This window comes from Mesorhizobium zhangyense, assembly GCF_011045115.1.
Taxonomy (GTDB): Bacteria; Pseudomonadota; Alphaproteobacteria; order Rhizobiales; family Rhizobiaceae; genus Mesorhizobium_M; species Mesorhizobium_M zhangyense.
This window is the reverse complement of record NZ_JAAKZG010000018.1, coordinates 1-20853: the sequence shown is the minus strand read 5'-3', so window position 1 is coordinate 20853 and position 20853 is coordinate 1. Positions and strand designations below refer to the sequence as shown.

The following is a 20853-nucleotide window of genomic DNA, read 5'->3' as shown; positions in this document are numbered from 1 at the left end:
TGCGTGATCAACAATTGGGGATTGTTCTCCAACTACTCGCAGGAAGCATTGCAACAAAACCGTAGGTACGGCGAGCGTATGGAGCCTGATGATGGATGGCAGGAAATTTCTCACACCAGAAGAAGTCACTGAACGATACCGCGACACGATTTCAGTTGGCACACTCCGGAATTGGCGATCCATGAGAATCGGCCCCGCCTTCGTGAAGGTAGGTAAGGCTGTTCTCTATCCCACCAACGAACTAGAGGTGTGGGATCAAAAGAATGTCGTGACGTGCGGTGCGGCAAAACGACTCGGAATGAGAAAGGGGGATCAACGATGATAAATGCAGGGGTCGGCAAAACCTCCGATCCCCAAAACCTACCCCAGCGAATGGACTTCAACTGATTTCTCTTTATTTTTCATATAGTTACTTAGATAACTAGAGTGGTTCATAACGGTCCCGCTCGACACCCTTTTGGCATTTGGGGTCACGCATCATCCCGATCTTTCACGAAATCCTTATCAATCAAGAACTTATCATGATGGGTTGGATGATCTGAGTTTGGATTCCGGTCCATAAAATGACTCGACGGTCAAAACGAGAAATGAACGAGTTGCCGTCGAGTTAAAACCAACACGGGTTGTTTGGAGATGCCCCGCTGTTTAGCGAGGCAATAGGGTTACCGTGTCGTTTATTGCGTCAACCACCCTTGGTAGCTTGAAACATTGTCCCGGCTGACCAGGCCGGTTGGTGCTTTGACAAGTTTCTCCATTGGAGGCTTTCCGTTTAGAATATCGAAGCCGACTTGAACGGCCTTCTCGCCAAGAGCATAGGGATTTTGGCTGGCGCTGGCCTCAACGGAGGTAGGTTTCTTCAGCGCATCGACGATTTCGGGACTTCCGTCAAATCCGACGATGTGGATTCCGTCACGACCAAGCTGTCTTGCCGCAAGATCGGCACCAATAGCCATGGGGTCGCTGATCGCAAAGACACCGGCAATATCAGCCTGTTGCGTGAGAAGGGTTTGCATAATTGAGAACCCAGAATCACGGGACGAATCGCCTTCCTTATCGGCCACGATCTTGATACCCGGTTTGGCGGCGAGCGCCGCCTTGCAACCCGTTACGCGGTCGATGACGCCCTGCACCTGGGGACCATTGATGATGATAACATTGCCCTTGCCGCCGATCTTTTCGGCGAGATGGGCGCAGACGATCTCGCCGCCCTGCCGGTTGTCGGTGATGACATTTGCATCTGCGGCGTTGGCAGCAGCATCCATGCCCACGACTACAATGCCATTGTTCTGCGCCTTCTTGATGACCGGCGTGACCGCATTCGGATCAGCACCCACCATAACAATCATGTCAACGCCGGCGGCGATAAAGCTGTCGATGAGATTGAATTCCTTATTGAGGTCTCCCTCATAGGAGGTCACCGTTGCCTTGGCTGCAGGATTGATCTTCTTAACCCCAGCTTCGGCGCCAGCGGCGAGCGACTGATAGAAAGAATTTCCGAGCGGTCCCGAAATGATGCCGACCGAGGTTAGGTCGCGGGCTGCGACTTGAGACACCGACAGACATAAGGTGGCGAATAGAATACCCAATCTTTTCATGCTTATGCTCCTCCTCAATAGCCGGCTATCCCGGTTTCGGGATTTCTTCCGGTAAACTTCGGCTTCAGCTGCCGGACGCCGCTGGAAGGCGCAGCCGGTCGATGGCAACGGCGGCCACGATAACGACACCCTTTATGATGTACTGGTAGATATCGGGCACACCTGTCAGGATGAGACCGTTCGTCAGGACCGCGATAATCATCGCGCCAACAACAGTCCCCCAGATCGAGCCGATACCGCCGACAAAACTCGTCCCGCCCAGAATGACAGCGGCGATGGCATCAAGTTCATAGGCCTGACCGAGTTGCAGGCCGTTTGCCGAATAAAGTTTGGCGGCTGACATCAGGCCACCTACGCCAGACATTAGACCGGAATAGGCATAGACGAACAGCAGAACGAGCCATACTCGGATGCCTGCCAGCCGTGCTGCTGACGCGTTGCCGCCAACCGCGTAGATTCGGATTCCAAGTACCGTGAATCGCAGGATCCACCAAGAGATCAGCACGAAGACAAGTGCCAGCAAGACAAGCGAATGGACCCCGAACAGCGCTGTGTTGGCGACATAGGCGAACGGCAGTTCGGTGTTGATCAGCGTCTTGTCGTGTCCTATCAGTCTTGCGATGCCCCTGACGGCGGTGAGCATACCGAGTGTGACGATGAATGGTGGCAGCCTCGCAACCGCAACCATGACGCCGTTCACAAGTCCAAATACAAGGCTTGTCAAAAGTCCGGCCGCTATACCGAAATGCTCGAACCCCGGCACGAGCGTGATCCAGACAGAAGTCATAGCGGCGGCGGCAAGGATCGAGCCGACCGAGAGATCGATCCCGGCAGTCAGGATGACGAAGGTCATGCCGGACGCCAGGACGGTGTTGATGGCTGCCTGTTGCAGGACAATCGAGATGTTCTGCGCAGTTAGGAAGCGATCGCTCGCCATGAAGAAGCCGAAGCTCAGAAGCAGGAGCACGGGAAGCATTCCGAGGGTGCGCAGGGCGGTCGTCAGTCGAACCCCCGCGACATTGCCATTCGCAGCCCTCCGAGACGAAATCGCGCGATCAGACATAGTCCTGCGTCCTCTTCTGTCCGCCCGTCAAAGAAGTTTGGGTCGCCAACTTCATGATGCTCTCCTCTGAGATAACGTTGCCCAAGGTTGTACCGACCTCTCCGGCAATCACTCCTTCCCGGATCACGAGCACACGGTCGGCGATGCCAATGATTTCCGGCAGATCGGAGGAGATGACGATGACGCCAACGCCCTCCGTGGCGAGTCCCTCGACGATCGAATAGATTGAGGCCTTCGCGCCCACATCAATTCCTCTGGTCGGCTCATCCAGGATCACGATCTTCGGGTTCATCTGAAGAAGGCGCGCCAGAAGGACTTTCTGCTGATTGCCACCGGACAGGAGTCCGACATCGATGCCGTCTTCAGGAAGGCGGATGGAGAACGCCCTGATGGCCTGCTGCGACCGGCGTTCCGCTTTGGTAAAATTGCGCTGTATTCCGAGGAACGCGTCCTGTTCCATCACCAGCATATTGATATTTTCGCGAACACTACGGTTGAGGAAGAGGCCCAGCCCGCGACGGTCCTCGGTCAGATAGACAATGCCCGCCTTCATGGCATCGCGGGGGGTGTGAATCTCAATGTCTGCCCCTTCGATGCGGATCCGGCCGGAACGGCGCTTCGATATTCCAGAGATAACCCGGGCAAGCTCAGTCCGGCCCGCGCCGACCAGACCTGCTATGCCGAGGATCTCATTGTGGCGCAGGGTGAAGGAACAGGGTGCCTTAAGGCCCGGCCCCATAAGTGCTTCGACCTCCAGCATCGTCCGCCCGGACGTACGGTCGGGCCTCCTGTCGTGGAAGGCGCTCAACTCGCGACCAATCATCATCCTGATAATTCGTCCGGGTTCGATATCGGGTTTTTCCAGGGTGCCAACATGTCGCCCATCCCGCATGACGGTCACACGGTCGGCAAGTGCGAAGACCTCCTCCATGCGATGACTGATATAGACGACTCCTACGCCCCGATCGCGCAGACGGCGAACAATGGCGAAAAGCTTTTCCGCTTCCCGGGTCGAGAGCGACGTGGTGGGTTCGTCCATTATGACGACGCGGGCGCCGGTCAGCATAACTCGCGCGATTTCGACAAGCTGCTTCTCTGCCAGAGTCAAGCTGGATACCAAATCGCGCGGCAGAAATGGGGCGCCGAGTTCAGCGAGAACAAGGAATGCGTTTCGTTCCATCTCTTTCCGGCGGTGATGCCCGAATCTGGTGATCTCCCGACCGAGATACATGTTCTCGGCAACCGTGAGGTTTTCGACGAGGCTGAGCTCCTGGTAGATGGAAGCGATCGCGGCATCTTGGGCGGCTTGTGGAGTGGCGAAGACAACCGGCCGGCCATTGAGGAAAATACTTCCACCAGGATCGGGCGCATGGGCCCCGGTCATGATCCTGACAAGGGTGGATTTCCCCGCCCCGTTCTCCCCCATCAGCGCATGGACTTCTCCCGGGCGAACGTCGAAATGGACGGCGCGAAGGACGGGGATCATCGTGAAGGTCTTGGAAATGTCGATGAGCGCCAAAATCGGCTTCGATCCCCGAACGCCGCTCGCCGTTATTTCTGATGTCTCGCTCACAGTTCCCCTCCCAAGGCAGCTGTCACGGCATCAGTACAAAACTATTTTACGATAGTAAATATATTTTTTAGGTTGAAAGAGATTTTTTCGCAAGCCCGGAGGTGATAATGTCGGCAGTCTTCTGCAGATGTTTCTCGATCAAACGCTGAGCTAGTTTGGTATCTCGAGCAAGGAGCGCATCGGCGATGTCTTTATGTTCGCTAGCGACGTCACGTTGCGAGCGGGCAAGTGGGACGGAAAGCTGCCGATAGCGCTCGCTCTGGTCGTAGAGCTGGGCGCGTATTCTCAAGAGCCATCTGTTACCACAAGCAACCACCAGCGCTTGATGGAATTCGCCGTGGGCCTTGACCCATTTCTCCAACAGAACGGTAGGCTGATCATCGCGCGTATACGACGTCATGCTCAGACGATGAAGCGCCCCCACGATACCGGTCTCCCATTCGATATCTCCGTTCGCGATAGCAAGCGAAATGCACTCCTGTTCGACCTTAATGCGCGCCAAGGTAAGTTCCGCTAGATCCTCAGCGGAGACTTCCGTGACAGTGTAGCCCCTCTGTGCCTGGGCGCTGACGAGGCCCTCGGCGGAGAGCTTCGACAGGGCTTCGCGGACTGCGCCGAGGCTCACGGCAAACCGCTGGCACAGCACCTGAATATTGATCTTCGAGCCTGGCAGCATTCGGCAGGCGATGATCTCCTGACGTAGCTGCTGATAGATATCGTTTGCGATCGTCTTGGCCGGAGCATCCATCCACAAAACCCTGATTCTATTTTTGTCAGGATAATCTATTTTTTTGAAAAGCGGTTCAAGCTCAATCCGCTGTCCAGCCGCCGTCCACCTTCAGCGATCCACCGGTGACGAGAGAAGCCGCGTCGCTTGCCAGAAAGACTATCGCACCCATCACGTCCTCGACGGTCCCAAGGCGCCCCAGAGCAATCTTGCCGGTGACTCGCGCACGGAAATTCTCATCGGCAAAAAACGGCATGGTCATCGGGGTCTCGATGAATGTCGGAGCGATAGAGTTCACCCGAATACCGTGAGGTCCAAGTTCCACGCTCATCGCTTTCACAAGACCTTCGATAGCATGTTTCGACGCACAATAGACGGTTCGGCCCGCGGAGCCGACATGGCCCATCTGAGATGACATGAAGATTATAGAGCCCGGCTTCGCCGCCTGCATCATCATGATGCTCACGGTTTGCGCGACGAAGTAGGAAGCTTTCAGGTTGAGGTCGAGCACCGCGTCGAAATCCTCTTCCGTTACAAGGCGCATCGGCATGGGACGATTGGTTCCGGCATTGCTGACCAGAATGTCGAAAGGAGCCATCGCACCAATCAGCCGGCGGGCGCCATCGATATCGCAGACGTCGACCGCGGCCGGTTCCGCACTGCCGCCGGCTTCTATGATAACGTCCGCCACCTCGCTGACATGGGACAGGGTTCTGGCAGCGACAACGACGTGGGCGCCCGCATCCGCCAACGCCATAGCGCAGGCAGCACCAAGTCCTTTCCCGGCGCCCGTCACAAGTGCCCGCTTTCCGTCAAGCCTCAAGGAGGGCGTGTGGTGCAGAAGCACGGGCGCTACTCCGCCGCCTGGGCATAGGGTACGTTCCGCCCACCGAAGCGCCTCACACGGATATTGGCCTGTTCGGCATGCCCGTGAAAACCTTCAAGTACGCAGAGGCGCGAGCAATATTCACCGATCATTGCCGATGCTTCGTCCGTCAGAATACGCTGGAATGTGCAGGTTTTCATGAACTTGCCCACCCACAGGCCACCGGTGTAGCGTGCGGCTCCAAGTGTCGGCAAAGTGTGATTGGTGCCGATCACCTTATCGCCGAAGGCCACGTTGGTACGTGCCCCTAGAAACAGGGCCCCGTAATTGGTCATGCGTTCTAGGAAAACATCCGGATTGCGCGTCATGACCTGCACATGCTCAGACGCGATGCGATTGGCTTCGCTCACGAGTTCGTCCTCGGTGTCGCAAAGGATGACCTGCCCATAGTCAGCCCAAGCCTTTGCGGCGGTCTCTCCGGTCGGGAGGATGGTGAGCAGCCGCTCGATTTCCGCAAGTGTCGCATTCGCCAGTGATCGTGAGGACGTGAGCAGGATCGCTGGGGAATTGACCCCGTGTTCGGCCTGGCCGAGAAGATCCGTGGCACAGATTTCGGCATCGACGCTGTCATCAGCGATGACCAGGGTTTCCGTCGGGCCAGCCAAAAGGTCGATGCCGACCCTACCGAACAGTTGCCGCTTGGCTTCTGCGACATAGGCATTTCCGGGACCCACGAGAAAATCAACCGGCGCGATCGTTTCGGTGCCGATGGCCATCGCTGCGATTGCCTGCACGCCGCCCAGAATATAGATTTCGTCGGCACCAGACATATCCATGGCTGCAATGACCGCCGGCACCGGCCGCCCCTGGAACGGCGGCGTCATCGCCACGACGCGCTTGACGCCCGCGACCTTGGCGGTGACGATTCCCATATGCGCGGACGCCACCAGCGGATATTTCCCGCCCGGAACGTAACAACCGACCGAATTCATCGGAATATTGCGATGGCCGAGGACGACCCCGGGCAGTGTCTCTACCTCGATATCCTGCAGCGCCGCCTTCTGCAGCATGGCGAAATTGCGCACTTGCGTTTGTGCGAAACGAATGTCCTCAATGTCACGTGCGGGAACCTGAGCCACGAGGGCGTCGATCTCGGCGCGCGAAAGGCGAAACTGCTCTGGCGACCATCCATCGAATTTGGCAGCATACTCGCGCACGGCTACGTCACCGCGATTTTCGATTGCCTCCAGAATCCCTTCGACCGCCATGCGCACGGCACTGGCATCGGATGCTTTCGCCGTATCGGAACGTCCCTGCTTCAAGGTTTCAATCACGTCTGTCTCCTGTCTGAATGGATGGCGGTTCAGGCGTCACTGCCACAGGGCCTGCCCGTTGAAGAATGTGATGTCGCGGGTCTCGATCAGGCCGTCCGTCTCGTGCTCAAAAAGAGCGAAATGTTTGGCACTGGAGAGCAGTTTCTGGAAGGATGCGGGAGTTTCCGCCCAGCGCTCCACCATCAGGATGCTCTCGCCGTCATCCCCCGCGTAGACGGCGGCTTCTACGAAGCTCGGTAGTTTTGCGCTTTCATCGAACAGGCGCCTCAAAGCCACCACACACGCCTCGCACTGGCCGGGCTTGGGGATCAGCTTGACGACAATGCCGAGAACAGAGCCAGGAGTTGCCGGATTTTTGGACATGGATTTCCTTCACACTTGCGCGAGTCAATGAATGGCAATGACGCAACCGACCAAAAGCCGGCGTCAACGCTCTTCGTAGTTGTGACCAAAATCTTCGGGTGGCGTCGGGCCCCAAATGTAGAATGAGTCTTCTGCCGCATGATCTTTTGCCTCCCACTCGACGTCGGAGGGAATGTAGTCGATGTCGCAGGAATACTCGGCGTAACTGCCCCACGGGTCGCGGACATAATGGAAGAAATTCGAGCCGAGCACATGACGTCCAACGCCCCAGCCCTGAGAGAACCCCTTGTCCGCCATTTGCATGGCACCCAGCCCAACCTGATCGATGACCGGCACGTCCCAACTGGTGTGATGCAGGCCAGGTTTCGTGGATTTGACAAAGGCGATCATATGATGGTCGCTTCCATGACGGCCGTGCAGGAACGCGATGCTGTCGCCGGAACGGTCAGACAATCCCATGCCCAGCATCTCGCAATAGAACTGCACTGCTTTCGAAACGTCGCGCGTAAAGATGAGAATGTGGGCGAGCCTTGTCGGGCGCACGACCTTCGCACCGCTGCGCAGCGGTGCGCCAGCCACGCCCGACGGTGACGAGACATGTCCGCCATGCGTCTTGAAGTCGGGCGATGTTTTGGCTGCGATGACAATCTCGATCGAGTTGCCGTCGTGGTCCATGAACCACAGCCCATTCGATTCGAAGCCTTTTGGCGGTGGCAGAAGACGTAGGCCGCGTGCTTCGAGGTGCTTCTTGAACGGCGCAAAATCTGGCTCGAACACGCCAAAGGATAGATGCTGGAAGCGCTTGCTTTCTCCTTCGACGAAATAGCCCCAGTCGTTGTCGTTGCCATCGGTTCGAACCGCATATCCCAGGCGATGATTGACAACGTCGAGGCCGAAGGCGGTATGGAACCGTTCCGCCTGCTTCAAATCCGGAACAGCCACCACGAAGTGGTTCAGCGAATGGACGCCGAGTATTTCACCATCGGCTTTCATTCTTGCGCGGGTGCGGATCGCGGTCATGATCTTCCTCCCAAAAGACTGTTCATGCTGCCGACGACAATCGACGCTCCTCGCGAACGATATCGTTGCGTAGCAGCCCAACGCCTTCGATCTCGACCTCAACCTGGTCGCCTTGCTTCATGTACAGCTTCGGACTGCGGGCATGACCGACGCCGGCGGGCGTTCCGCTGACGATGACGTCACCGGGTTCAAGGGTCATCGCCTCGCTGATATGGGCAACGACGGATGCGATGTTGAAAACGAGTAGATCGGTGTTCGATGACTGGACAACCTGACCGTTCAAGCGGGTGACGATCCCCAAGCCCTTGGCGCCCGCCGGCAATTCGTCAGCCGTGACGAAATGCGGGCCAAACGCGCCGGTGTTGTCGAAGTTCTTTCCGATCATCCACTGGGGCGATTTGAACTGATACTCGCGCACGGAGCCATCATTAAAGACGGAATAGCCGGCAATGTAATCGTGCGCTTGCGTCCGCGAGATATGGCGCCCGCGCTTTCCGATGATAACGGCAAGTTCACCTTCGAAATCGAGTGTCGCGGAGCCGGCCGGTTCGATGATCGGCTGCATGTGGCCGACCAGACCGGACGAAAAACGCCCAAAGAAGGTCGGGAACTCGGGCTGATCAAAACCGCTTTCGGCCGTATGGTCGCGATAGTTGAGGCCGACGCAGATGATCTTGGGCGGACGCGGAAACGGCGGGAGATAGTCGATCGCATCTGCTTCGAAGGCCTGTCCCCGACCAAGATGGCTTGAAAGGGCGGCAAGTCCTTCTCGGCCTAGGCCCACGAATTGGGATAGGTTCCCTGGATAATCGGGAGAAGAGGTCAAAATGCCTCGGTAAATCTCACCGGTTTTGATAGCCAGCCCCTCGCTGCCCTCGCGTGCAAACCTTACAAACTTCATTATCTTTCTCCGTAAGAATCCGATTAGCCAATCAACGCAGATGTTACTGTCTGGCCCGTCGGAACTGATCGACATAGACGATCGCCACGATGAGCAGGCCGGTTATGATTTGCTGCCAGAAAGGGTTGATGTTGAGCAGGTTGGCGCCATTGTTGATCGTCGTCAGCGCCATGGCGCCCAGTAATGACCCGGCAACCCCGCCGACCGCGCCAAAAAGGCTTGCTCCGCCGATAACAGCTGCGGCGATCGACTGAAGCTCCCAGCCCATGCCTGTGGTGGCAAGGCCGATTGAGATGCGGCTAGCGGTCAAAATGCCGGTCAGCGCGGCTAGTGTCGATGACAAGATATAGACCAGATAGACAGTGCGGTTGACATTGATGCCACTCAACCGCGCCGCCTCGGGGCTGCTGCCGACGGCAAAGATATAGCGCCCGAATGGCGTATGGTTGAGCAAGAGATAGATCGGGACCGCGACGACGATCACCATCCAGAACAAGCTCGGAACGCCCAGGAATGTGGCACGGGAAAAGCCTGTGAAGGCAGCAGGGAGACCTGAGATTGTGGAACCGTTGGTCAGGAGCAACCCGATACCGGTCAGCACAGACAACGACGAGAGCGTGATAATGAATGGCGGAATGCCGAGGCGGCGAATGGCGAAGCCGTGATAGAGGCCGACGGCCACGCCGAGCAGGAGCGTCAGACCGATGGCGCCGGGAATGGGTACGCCCTGTTTCAGAAGCAACGAAACGACGACACTCGAAAAGCCCACCATGGCACCAACCGACAGATCAATGCCTGCCGTGATGATGACCGCCGTCTGTCCGAGCGCGATGATGGAAAGCAGCGCGCTCTGGCGGAAGAGGTTGGAGACATTGGCGAAACTCCAGAACGTATCGGTCGAGAGCGCAAGACTCAGCCACATGACGATTAGAAGCGCAAAGAGCGTCAGATTGAGCAGGATCGTCACATTGATCAGGTTGCGTCTGTTGTCCAAACTGATGGCGGTCATTTGAAACTCCGGTCAGGCGCCTATCGCGGTGGCAAGAATCCGATCCTGCGACACGGCTTTGAAACTGTGGGTCGAAACCAGAGACCCCTGCCGGAACACATGCAGCGTGTCGGCTAGATCGTAGACTTCGGGAAGATAGGACGAGATGATGATCACGCCGGCACCGGCATGGAGCAGGCCTGCGATGATCCGATAGATTTCAGCCTTGGTCGCGACATCGACGCCCACGGTCGGCTCGTCGAATATGTAGATGTCAGCGCCGTGGGCAAGCCACTTGCCAATGACGATCTTTTGCTGATTGCCGCCAGACAAGCGGCCGACAGGCGTCAATCGTGATCCGGCAACAATGCGCAGGTCGGTCATCCAGCGTTCGACAGCCCGGCGCTCCTTCTGCCGGTCAAGTAAACCGTAGCGAGCAAGTTGCGGCAGATTGGTCAGCGAGAGGTTCTCCTGAATATCCAGATTGAGGCATAGCCCTTGATATCGGCGGCTTTCAGGGATGAGTGCGATGCCGGCCGCAATGGCGTCGCTTTCATTGCGGATTTTTACGGGATTGCCGTTTTTCCGCACAACGCCCGCCGTGGCATGTGTTCGTCCGAAGAGCGCACGGACGAATTCGGAGCGGCCAGCGCCGATAAGCCCGAAGAGACCAACGATCTCGCCGCTCCGCAGCGTCAGCGAGACATCTTTGAACCCAGGACCCGTGAGGTTCGCCACCTCAAGGATCGGTGCGCCGAGCGCCACCTCCTCCTTGTGGTGCGCATCGCCCACTGGCCGCGCCACCATTTCGCTGATGAGCTTCGCCGACGTGGTCTCCCCGATCTGTCTGGTGGAAACAAGACGACCATCACGCAACACAGACACGCGATCGGCCAGTTCGAAAATTTCTTCCATGCGGTGGCTGATGTAGACCAGCGTAACGCCTTTGGATTTGAGCCGACGGATCAGGCGGAAAAGCTGATCGGTTTCCGTCCGAGTTAGGTAAGCCGTCGGCTCATCGAATATGATTAGCCGACTACCGTAAAGCGATGCGCGAGCGATTGCTACGAGCTGCTGTCGCCCGATCGATAAAGAAGAAAGCAGTGCTGTCGGGTCGAGGTCGAAGCCGAGATCCATGAGGATTTCGTTGGCCGCCTTGATCATGCGGGCGGAACGGCTGAAGCCGAACCTGGTCTTTTCAGCACCGAGAAATATGTTCGCCGCAACTGACAGGTGCGGGCACAGCATCATTTCCTGATGCACCGCATAGATGCCGAGAGCGGATGCCTGCCCGGGAGAATTGAGATCGATTGCCGCCCCATCCCAAACAAGGCCCCCGGATGATCGCGGCGTTGCACCCGTCAGAATCTTGATCAGGGTCGATTTACCGGCACCATTTTCACCGACGATGGCATGAATCTCGCCGGCCCTCAGGTCGAGGGAAACCTCTTTCAAAGCATGGGTACCGGCGTAGTGCTTCTCGACGTTCTCAAGCCGCATCAGGACCGGCGGCGATAAGGTCGAAACCCGACGATCTGGAGTGGATTGCAGTGCTGGCTGCGACTTCACGAGCACGACCTCCCTGACCAGCTCATATGAATTCACCATACAGGCTTCAGGATTACTTTCAACATAAAAATAAATTTTTCTGTATTAAATATATATTATTTTTTCGCCGCGATTGTCCGGAGGTACTCCACGGCCTGATCGGCGATAGCCGAGAGTTCATCCGTTTTCGCACCGTCGCGCGCCTGAACCGACATACCCTGAACGATGGCGCCGATGAATCGGGCCAGTCCTTCGATGTTGGTATCTGCAGCCAGTTGACCCTCCTTGATCCCGCCCCGAATGCGCTGTTCGAACATCTTCAAGGCGCCCGACCTCAGAGCGGCCACATGATCTGCAATTGGCTGATTTTCTTCCGCGCATGTGAGAATGGCTGTTGAAATCATACAGCCTGGGGGTGTTTCATCGCCGCTGAACGCCGCGGCGGAATCAGTCAACACGCGTGACAATGCGACGATGACGTCTTTCTCTTCGGCAAGCGTCCTTGCCGTATTGGCACCGGGATCGCTACGATACCAGGCCAGTGCCTCACGGTAGAGATCGGCCTTTGACGTGAACGCCGCGTAAAGGCTCTGCGGCGTTATGCCCAACGCCATCGTCAGGTCGGCAATCGAAGCGCCCTCATAGCCCAGCCTCCAGAATGTCCTCGCAGCAGTTTCAAGCGCGTGCTGCCGGTCGAAGGCCCTTGGCCTACCGCGCGCGCGTTTTACGGATTCTGCATTTTTCACAATGGTCACTCTAGAATTATCTGATGCACAGATATATGGAACGATCATTGTGATTATATAGGAGCCATGTGATGAGTCTTCCGAAATCTGTCGATGCACAAAGCAGAACAGTCCGGCTGGATGCGGCAATCGATCTCGCTTTGTCCGAAAAAAGGATCGTCGGTGCGGTGGTGTTCGTCGCTGAAAACGGCAAGATCGCTTATCGCCGCGCCGCTGGGCTTGCCGACAGGGAGGCTGGACGCGCCATGCAGGAGAATGCCATCTTCAGGCTGGCTTCTATCACCAAGCCGCTCGTTTCCGCGGTCGTCATGCGGCTTGTCGAGCAAGGCGTTCTCGATCTCGACTATCCCGTAACCCGGTGGCTACCCAACTTCCGGCCGAGGCTTCGCGACGAGAGCAGTTCGCCAGAGATCCTTCTCAGGCACCTTTTGACCCACACCTCAGGGCTGAGCTATCGCTTTCTGGAAGCGCCGGAACACATCTATCATGCCCTCAATATTTCCGACGGGCTCGATCAGCCCGGACTTGCGATTGACAAAAATTTGGAGCGGCTGGCGCTGGCGCCACTCTCGTTTTCGCCGGGAAGCACATGGCGCTACTCGCTTGGCATCGATGTGATCGGCGAGGTTGTGGCCATCGCTAGCGGTCTTTCGCTACCAACCCTTGTGCAACGCTATGTTACCGATCCGCTTGAAATGCGAGATACGGGATTTTCGGTGGTCGACATGGAGCGCTTGGTTCCCGCCTATTTCGATGGAGCCGGCGAGCCAGTCCGTATGAACGACGGAACCTGGGTTCCGTTCTACGGCAGCGCGGCCCAGTTTGCGCCTTCGCGCATTCTGGATCCACGCTCCTACCCTTCGGGCGGTGCCGGCATGGCCGGGACGGCAGAGGATATCCTGCGCTTCCTCGAGACGATCAGGACAGGCGGCGGAGATATTCTTGCGACTGCCACGGTGGACACAATGACATCCGATCAGGTTGGATCACAGGCGGAAACCCAGGGGCCGGGCTGGGGCTTCGGTTATGGCTGGGCTGTGCTTTCCAACAAGAGCGTGGCCCACACCCCACAGGCGGCCGGAACGATACAGTGGGGTGGCGCCTATGGGCACTATTGGTTTGTTGATCGCGAGAATGGCCTGACAGCGGTATCGTTGACCAATACCGCCTTCGAAGGAATGTCCGGAGCATTCCCATGGCAAATCCGGGACGCCATCTATGGCTAACGTGTCTGGACAAGAACCTTTAGCAAGGTGGATGCCGGATCGAGAAGGGGCAGAATTCCCTCCCCTACCACATCGCTGCCTCCGATCGTCTTGTCGACGAGCTTTTCGACGGGCAACTTGCCCGACGCGATCATCGCAAGGACGCGAGGCCAGATATCGGTCGGATAGGCGAGCGAGGCCTGGATCGTCAACCCTTTCAGCAGCCATTGGAATGGATCGACTTTCGCGCCGCCGTGGATAACGCCTGTGACAACCACGCTGCCGAGCGGTCGGACAAGATCGAGACACTGCTCGAGCGCCACCGCACTGCCGGAACATTCGATCGCAACATCGACACCGACACCCTCGATTGTGGTGTCACGCACCATCTGACGAAATCCCTCAGAGCGTGGGTCGAGCAAAAGGCTGGCCACGCCAAGATTTTCAAGACGCGCACGCCTGCCAGGGCTGGTCTCGCTCATTACGACACGCGCGGCACCAGCTGCATCCGCAGCCATGGCGACCAGAACGCCGATCGGCCCTCCACCCGTCACGAGAACAGTGTCTCCGGTCCTCACGCCGCCACGATCCACAGACTGTACCGCAACAGCCGCCGGCTCCACCATGGCGCCCTGCGCATCTGTGACGCTATCGGGCAGTCGGATGGCATTGTATTCGTTGACGACCGCAAGCTCGCTCATGCCGCCCCAGGGCCAACTCAGACCGATGACGGCGCTCGCTGGGCTGTACTGGAACAACCGGCGGCTGCCGAAATAATCGGAAAAGGGACCAACCTGTGGCTGGATCGACACGCGATCGCCGGGTCGGAGGGAGGTGACAGCGCCCCCGACAGCAACGATTTCGCCAGCAAACTCATGCCCCAGAATCTGGGGCAATTGGGCGCCGCTGAATGGGTTTTTCGTTTTCGGCGTCCAGTGAGGGCCGTCGAGATATTCATGAACATCCGTGCCACAGATACCGCAAAGGGAAGGCCTGACCATCACCTCTTCCGGCCTCAGCCCAGAAGGCGCAGCGATGTCCTCCCACCGGATGTCCCTGCTGCCATGGAAGCGCACCGCCTTCATCGAGTTCTATTCCTCCCGTATGCACATATTGCCAGCGCGATCACTGCGCTAGGTAACCGCCGTCGATGTTGAGTTCGAGCCCCGTCACGAACGAGGACTCGTCGCTAGCGAGAAATAGGCAGCCGAAGGCGACTTCCCGCGGTGTGCCGACCCGCCCCATAGGTGTCGCCGCGACGATGCCTGCATTCATCCCCTCACTTTGCCCCTGTATCAACGGCGTCCAGATGATACCGGGATGAACGGAGTTTACGCGGACGTTGTCCTTGGCGTAGCTGATGGCGGCGTTCTTCGTCAGCGTCCGTACGGCGCCTTTCGCCGCCTGATAGGGCGCGGCTCCACCAGCACCCATCGTCCCCCAGATCGACGAGAAATTCACGATCGATCCTCCCCCGTTCTTCTTCATCTGCGGAATGACTTCCCGCATTCCGAAGAACGTGCCTGATTGATTGATCCGCACGACGCGATCCCAGGCCTCGGTGCTTGTCTCGTGAATCTGGCCGTAGTGCTCGACGATACCCGCGTTGTTGACGAGAACATCGAGCCGTTGATGACGCGCCAAAATCTCATCAACAACGGTCGCCCAATCGGCCTCGATACCGACGTCAAGTCGGCGATAGATCGCGCCCTCGACAGGCTGCTTTGGCGCGTCGGCAACGTCGCTCATATATACGATCGCGCCTTCCGCAACGAAGAGCGTTGCGATGGCGTGCCCGATACCCTGCGCCGCACCCGTAACGAGGGTGACCTTGTTCGACAGACGTTTCATTGGGTCTCTTCCCACATATCGGAATGTACAGCCGTGCCCTACCCCGCGAGCGGCTTCAGTCGATCTTGGGATTTAGAAGTGACTGGGACCGTTGCGAGGACATGTTGTCCTTGGTGATGATGGTGACGCCCGTATCGATGGCCCTCTCGATCCTTTCGCCGCGGACAGCAGCCAGGGCCGTCTTCACGCCTGCATATCCCATGCGATAGGGATCCTGAACGACCAGCGCGGAGACGACGCCGTCTTGCAGCATCTTGACGAGATTCTCGTCGGTATCGAAGGAGACAAGCTTGACCTTACCCTGGAGACCGTTTTCCGCGATGGCCTGACCGGCACCGGCACCCGTGACGAGATCGGACCCGAACACACCACGAAGATTCGGGTTGGACGTAATGATATCCGTCATGGTGTTGAGCGCGGTCGTCACTTGCCCGTCGCCAAGCCGCTCGGTGACGAGCTTGATCTTCGGATACTTCGCGGCGAGCTGCTCCTTGAAGCCGGCGGCGCGTTGGTCGAGCGTCGACTGGCCGGCCATCAGCATCAGCAGAGCCACGCCGCCTTCCGGCGCCCCGTATTCGGACTGGATCGCAGATGCAAGAGCATCGGCGGCGTCGCGCCCACCTTGTCTGTTGTCGGTCGACAGCATGGATGTGAAAGCGTCGGTTTCGGCCCCCGAGTCCGTTCCGATTACGGGGACGTGCGTCGCCGCCTCGGTGATAGGCTGCCCGAGCGCATTAAAATCGAGCGGCGAGATGACGATAGCGTCCGCCTTGTTGGTCACCGCGTTTTCGAGAATGCCGATCTGACCGGCAATGTCGCTAAAGCTTGTCGGTCCGAGTTCGGGCACGTCAATCTTGAGGTCTTTTCCGGCCTGGCGCGCACCCGCCATCATCACCTGGAAATAATAGGACTGCGTGCTCTTGGTGATCATTGGAATGGTTTCGGACAAGGCCGGAACGGCCATGAGCACCAGCACGCCGGTCGAAATAGCATACGTCTTCCATGAAGTCGGCATCATCATCCTCCCTTAACAGGAAGGGCCTCCCGCCCTCCCGATCAAATCAAGTCTGCATAAATTTTTTCTAAAAACAACTATTTTATATCATAAAATATATTTTATTTTCTCGAGCATGAATCCGAGATTCCCCCGGCTCTCATATTCTTTGCCCTGGGCATCAAAGCACGTTGGACGGAAGATCGGCGCCAGCTTGCTCGAGAACCCGCCGCAGTGTGTCGCCGCATCGCTTTCCGGCCTCTTCGGGGGTCAGCGTGTCCGCATAGTCGGAAAAGACTTCCGGCCCTACATTCTGCAGACCTTTGTCGATGAGTATTTGAAGAATTTCTACAATTGGCAGCTCGCCCTCACCGGCGAATTCGCGATAGCGGACGGTATCCTCAAAGAGGCTTGCCCCTCGCTGTGCCACCCGAGCGTCCGAAACCTGGGAGGCGATCAGGTATCGATCAGGAATGCTTCTCAATAGGTCGAAATCGGGGGCGCCCTTGGAAAAATGCCAGGTGTCGATAAGGATGCCGCTGTTCGGTCGGTCCGCAGTCTTAACAATGTCCCAGGCGGAACGAAGATCTGGCAGGCCCCAGAACGGCATGAACTCCAGATCCACCCAGATCGCGGCGGCATTCGCCCGCTCGCACATGGCCGCAAAACCATCCACGAGCCGCTGCCTTTCAACCGCGCCCGGATCGTAGCCCGCAACAGCCAAAATGGCCTTGATGCCAAGAGCCTCGCAGAGGTCGAAGCATTCATCGCTGGATACGTCGAAGCGTTCGCGGAGCGCCTGGTTCACTTCGCTTGGAACCCGGATCGGCGCCCAGTCGGTAAAAGTATCCAGATGACTGATTGGCACGCCCGCGTCAGAGGCCATAGCCTTGATGTCGGCAGCGGATAGGCCACTTGCCCGCGCGCGACGATAGGTGATGGGATCAATCGCGAGATGGGTGAACCTGCCAGCAACCGCTGCCCGAATATGCCCTTCAAAATCAAACGTCCGCACAGCAGCCGGCCAAAATACAAAGTCCATCGCTCCCTCCTTCAATTATGGTCCGCGTTAAAGCAAACCACCTTGACGTCGTCAACAAATAAATATATTTTTATTTAAAAAATCTATGGAGATTTTGATGTCTCGGAGTGAGATCGCCTTGCTGGAAAATCAACGCTACGAGGCAATGCGGAGACACGATGTCGCAACGCTCACGCGCCTTGTGGCCGAGGAGATGGTCTACATGCACTCAAATGCAGAGAGCGACACGAAAGAGGATTATCTCCGCAAGGTAGGTGATGGAACCTATGTTTATCACCGTATCAATGTTTCCGAGCGATCGATCACCATTCTGGCCGATACAGCCCTGGTGTTTGCCAGGATGGCCGCGGACATAACCGTCTCCGGCCGGCGGAAAGCTATCGACAACAAAGGCCTTGCGGTTTGGGTAAAGGATGCCGGCAGATGGAAGCTTGTTGCCTATCAACCGACGGTGATCCCGCAACCCTCAGCTCATGGGCGACCGGTACCTCTATAGTCCACTGCTTCTGCACCAAGGTGCACAGGTGTGAATGAAACAAAATGCAACGGATCGCGACTAAACGTAACGCTTTGGTAGCCAGTGCAAGCCAAACTCGCCATCAATAATCCAAAGGTAACGCCGCCTCGTGTCGCAAGGGCCAGACTGATCACAGGCCCCGCCACCTGCGCACATTTCCTCCTTGCTCCCCGCCTTTCATTTCTCGTGCAAACACCTCACTCATCGGCGTGCGGCTGCGTGATCAACAATTGGGGATCGTTCTCGACCTGCTGGAAGGCAGCGGATTGCGACACCGCAGCAACTACCGGCGAGTATAGGGAACCTGACGATGGATGGCAGGAAATTTCTCACTCCAGAAGAAGTCATGCAACGATACCGCGACACGATTTCAATTGGCACACTCCGGAATTGGCGATCCATGAGGGTCGCTCCCACCTTCGTGAAGGTCGGGAAGTCCGTTCTCTTTCCACCAACGAGCTAGAGGTGTGGGACAAAAGAATGTCGTGACGTGTAGTGCGGCAAAACGACTCGGAATGAGAAAGGGGGATCAACGATGATAGACGCAGGGGTCGGCAAAACCTCCGATCCTCAAAACCTATCCCAGCAAAATTCACGATGCAGATTTATCTTTGTTTTTCAATTAGTTATTCACCGAACTAGGCTGATCCATAACCATCCTACTCATTTTAATTCAATCACGCTGGATCACGCTACTACCTATTGAATCATATGCATTTTCTGACTTGTCGAAGAGTCGGACATCATGGCATATTGGGGTCGGTTTTAAGGGGATCGAGGCCCTTTTTGACCCCAGTAGCCGATCCCTACTACCCCTCTGGCGACCCCACTTGGAATACGATGGGAGAGCCCAGTGCCAAGCCTGACAGATGGAGAAATCCGCCGCGCCCTGAAACATGTAGAACAAACCGGAAAACAGCTGAGCCTTGTTGATGGCGAGGGGCACGGCACCGGCCGCCTCGTCCTGGTTATGAAACCTATGCCAACGAGGGTCACGGCAGACTGGATGGCGCAACAATGGCGTGATCAGAAGCGCCTCAAGAAAAAACTCGGATCGTACCCGTCTATGCCGCTAAAAGAGGCGCGCGAAGTCTTTGACCGGGACTTCGCTGGCATGATCCAAAAGGGACGTAGCATCAAGATTGCCGGAGACACACGACCTGGGACCGTCGCCGATCTCTTCGAGGCCTACGTGTCCAATCTGAAAGAGTCCGGAAAATCCTCGTGGAAGGAGGTCGAAAAAGGTCTCAACAAGATCGCCGATACTTTAGGTCGGAATCGACCAGCTCGGGACATAGAACCTGATGAACTCACTGAATTGATCCGCCCGATCTACGATCGTGGCAAGCACTCTATGGCAGATCATGTCAGAAGCTACATCCGATCGGCCTACAGCTGGGGTTTGAAGTCAGAGCACGATTATCGCAGCGCGTCGAAACGGCGTTTCCGCCTCGTCAATAATCCGGCAGCCAATATCCCAACTGAACCTAAGAAGGTCGGTACACGTTGGCTCGACGAGGAAGAATTCCTTCGCCTCTATCGATGGCTCGAATGCCCCGATGCACCCGTTCATCCGCCCTACGCACGCGCTGTTCGCGTCCTGATGCTCACCGGGCAGCGCGTCGAAGAAATCGCCAGGCTCCATGTCGATCAATGGGACGCCAAGGAACGGATCATCGACTGGTCAAAGACGAAAAATGGCAAGCCGCACGCCATTCCCGTCCCGGCAGTGGCGGCAGAGCTGATTGAATCGATCAAACCCAACGCACATGGGTGGTTTTTCCCATCCGCGACCGATCCGTCTAAGCCCCGTTAGTCACGGCACTCTCTACGCATTCATGTGGCGCCAGCGCGAGCGCGAGGTGATCCCGATGGTAACAAATAGGGATTTGCACCGAACTTGGAAGACGCTCGCGGGAAAGGCCGGACTCTCGAAAGAAATCCGCGATCGGCTGCAGAATCACACGCTTCAAGACGTCAGCTCCAAGAGCTACGATCGCTGGAACTATATGCCAGAGAAGCGGGTCGCGATGATGAAGTGGAACACTTTCGTCAAAACCTTATTGAGCAAAAGGCGTTTGAAGGCACTCACGTAAGCCTTCGCTAAGGGGATAAAGCAGAGTGATCGACAGGATTGCTACCTACCAAATGCTGATCGATGTGGCGAAGCGCCTCGCATCCGCTAGCCACGGTGATGGCGATGTGCCGGACATGGAGTAAGGGCCCGCCCTGCCCTTTGAGGCGGGCAAGGAAGTACGGCCGCTCCAAGATCTGTCGAAATAAGGTTCCGTCGGCCTATAGAACCGAAACAGCGCGGACCACGCCTTGCCGGAGATAGTCGGACTCCAGTTCTTTTCCTGTCCGGTCGGGCTGGTCGGACCTGTGTAGAGATCGACAGAGCCATCTCCGTTCTTCATAATATCGGCTCGCGATGACCGGTCGACGACTCCGTCTGGCGTATTATCGAAAAACGCACGGGTTTCGGTGTCGTCGCCGGTTCCCCTTAACGCCCAGGTTGCAACCTGCTCTGGAATAAGGCGTCCGGGTGGGGGTAAATTCA

The 20853-nt window shown here is 57.0% G+C and carries 20 protein-coding genes and 1 pseudogene; 4 read left to right on the top strand and 17 right to left on the bottom strand.

Annotated elements, in window-relative coordinates; all coding sequences use genetic code 11:
* Positions 1 to 91 precede the first annotated feature (91 nt).
* A complete protein-coding gene (locus G6N74_RS30960; RefSeq protein ID WP_165121103.1) occupies positions 92 to 322 on the top strand; it encodes a helix-turn-helix domain-containing protein in 231 nt (76 codons plus the stop codon).
* 352 nt (positions 323 to 674) lie between these two features.
* Here the strand turns inward: G6N74_RS30960 and G6N74_RS26775 are convergent, their stop codons facing one another.
* From G6N74_RS26775 to G6N74_RS26720, 12 genes are all read right to left on the bottom strand, one after another.
* Positions 675 to 1595, bottom strand: coding sequence for a substrate-binding domain-containing protein (locus G6N74_RS26775; RefSeq protein WP_165121051.1), 921 nt, complete (start codon positions 1593 to 1595; stop codon positions 675 to 677).
* 64 nt (positions 1596 to 1659) lie between these two features.
* Positions 1660 to 2658, bottom strand: coding sequence for an ABC transporter permease subunit (locus G6N74_RS26770; RefSeq protein WP_165121050.1), 999 nt, complete (start codon positions 2656 to 2658; stop codon positions 1660 to 1662).
* A complete protein-coding gene (locus tag G6N74_RS26765; RefSeq protein WP_165121102.1) occupies positions 2651 to 4144 on the bottom strand; it encodes a sugar ABC transporter ATP-binding protein in 1494 nt (497 codons plus the stop codon). The genes G6N74_RS26770 and G6N74_RS26765 overlap by 8 nt, the downstream gene beginning before the upstream one ends.
* Before the next feature lie 154 nt (positions 4145 to 4298).
* The gene (locus G6N74_RS26760; RefSeq protein WP_165121049.1) at positions 4299 to 4979 is read right to left on the bottom strand and encodes a GntR family transcriptional regulator; all 681 of its coding nucleotides are present in this window, start codon (positions 4977 to 4979) and stop codon (positions 4299 to 4301) included.
* A gap of 61 nt (positions 4980 to 5040) precedes the next feature.
* Positions 5041 to 5805, bottom strand: a complete 765-nt coding sequence (locus tag G6N74_RS26755) for an SDR family NAD(P)-dependent oxidoreductase (RefSeq protein WP_165121048.1) — start codon at positions 5803 to 5805, stop codon at positions 5041 to 5043.
* Between the two features lie 5 nt (positions 5806 to 5810).
* On the bottom strand, positions 5811 to 7118 hold the full coding sequence (gene hisD / locus G6N74_RS26750; protein ID WP_165121047.1) for a histidinol dehydrogenase: 1308 nt from the start codon (positions 7116 to 7118) through the stop codon (positions 5811 to 5813).
* Between the two features lie 36 nt (positions 7119 to 7154).
* Entirely contained in the window at positions 7155 to 7481 is a 327-nt protein-coding gene (locus G6N74_RS26745; RefSeq protein WP_165121046.1) for an NIPSNAP family protein, read from the bottom strand.
* 63 nt (positions 7482 to 7544) lie between these two features.
* Entirely contained in the window at positions 7545 to 8501 is a 957-nt protein-coding gene (locus tag G6N74_RS26740) for a VOC family protein (RefSeq protein WP_165121045.1), read from the bottom strand.
* A gap of 22 nt (positions 8502 to 8523) precedes the next feature.
* Positions 8524 to 9477, bottom strand: a complete 954-nt coding sequence (locus G6N74_RS26735; protein ID WP_246245975.1) for a fumarylacetoacetate hydrolase family protein — start codon at positions 9475 to 9477, stop codon at positions 8524 to 8526.
* Positions 9446 to 10411: an ABC transporter permease gene (locus tag G6N74_RS26730; protein WP_165121044.1), complete on the bottom strand. Its 966-nt coding sequence runs from the start codon at positions 10409 to 10411 to the stop codon at positions 9446 to 9448. Before G6N74_RS26730 ends, G6N74_RS26735 begins: the two co-directional genes overlap by 32 nt.
* Positions 10412 to 10423: 12 nt before the next feature.
* Positions 10424 to 11890: a sugar ABC transporter ATP-binding protein gene (locus tag G6N74_RS26725; RefSeq protein WP_246245984.1), complete on the bottom strand. Its 1467-nt coding sequence runs from the start codon at positions 11888 to 11890 to the stop codon at positions 10424 to 10426.
* 164 nt (positions 11891 to 12054) lie between these two features.
* The gene (locus G6N74_RS26720) at positions 12055 to 12732 is read right to left on the bottom strand and encodes a TetR/AcrR family transcriptional regulator (protein ID WP_165121042.1); all 678 of its coding nucleotides are present in this window, start codon (positions 12730 to 12732) and stop codon (positions 12055 to 12057) included.
* Positions 12733 to 12755: 23 nt separating this feature from the next.
* Between G6N74_RS26720 and G6N74_RS26715 the strand changes: the two genes are divergently transcribed.
* Positions 12756 to 13910 carry a serine hydrolase domain-containing protein gene (locus G6N74_RS26715; RefSeq protein ID WP_165121041.1) on the top strand — a complete coding sequence of 385 codons (1155 nt, stop codon included), beginning with the start codon at positions 12756 to 12758 and terminating at the stop codon, positions 13908 to 13910.
* Here G6N74_RS26715 and G6N74_RS26710 read toward each other — a convergent pair.
* From G6N74_RS26710 to G6N74_RS26695, 4 genes are all read right to left on the bottom strand, one after another.
* Entirely contained in the window at positions 13907 to 14974 is a 1068-nt protein-coding gene (locus tag G6N74_RS26710; protein ID WP_165121040.1) for a zinc-binding dehydrogenase, read from the bottom strand. The two genes, G6N74_RS26715 and G6N74_RS26710, sit on opposite strands and share 4 nt — an antisense overlap.
* A gap of 40 nt (positions 14975 to 15014) precedes the next feature.
* Positions 15015 to 15740 carry an SDR family NAD(P)-dependent oxidoreductase gene (locus G6N74_RS26705; protein ID WP_165121039.1) on the bottom strand — a complete coding sequence of 242 codons (726 nt, stop codon included), beginning with the start codon at positions 15738 to 15740 and terminating at the stop codon, positions 15015 to 15017.
* Positions 15741 to 15795: 55 nt separating this feature from the next.
* Positions 15796 to 16755 (bottom strand): ABC transporter substrate-binding protein, encoded by a 960-nt coding sequence (locus tag G6N74_RS26700; protein WP_246245973.1) that lies wholly within the window; start codon positions 16753 to 16755, stop codon positions 15796 to 15798.
* 160 nt (positions 16756 to 16915) lie between these two features.
* Complete coding sequence (locus G6N74_RS26695) at positions 16916 to 17776, bottom strand: sugar phosphate isomerase/epimerase family protein (RefSeq protein WP_165121037.1); 861 nt, start codon at positions 17774 to 17776, stop codon at positions 16916 to 16918.
* An 85-nt stretch (positions 17777 to 17861) separates the two neighbouring features.
* Here G6N74_RS26695 and G6N74_RS26690 point away from each other — a divergent pair, with 85 nt between their 5' ends.
* Positions 17862 to 18272 carry a nuclear transport factor 2 family protein gene (locus G6N74_RS26690; RefSeq protein WP_165121036.1) on the top strand — a complete coding sequence of 137 codons (411 nt, stop codon included), beginning with the start codon at positions 17862 to 17864 and terminating at the stop codon, positions 18270 to 18272.
* 874 nt (positions 18273 to 19146) lie between these two features.
* Positions 19147 to 20389 (top strand): annotated as a pseudogene (locus G6N74_RS26685) (tyrosine-type recombinase/integrase).
* Positions 20390 to 20434: 45 nt separating this feature from the next.
* On the opposite strand, the gene G6N74_RS26680 reads toward G6N74_RS26685, so the two are convergent.
* Positions 20435 to 20827 (bottom strand): DUF1214 domain-containing protein, encoded by a 393-nt coding sequence (locus G6N74_RS26680; RefSeq protein ID WP_312857928.1) that lies wholly within the window; start codon positions 20825 to 20827, stop codon positions 20435 to 20437.
* Positions 20828 to 20853 lie beyond the last annotated feature (26 nt).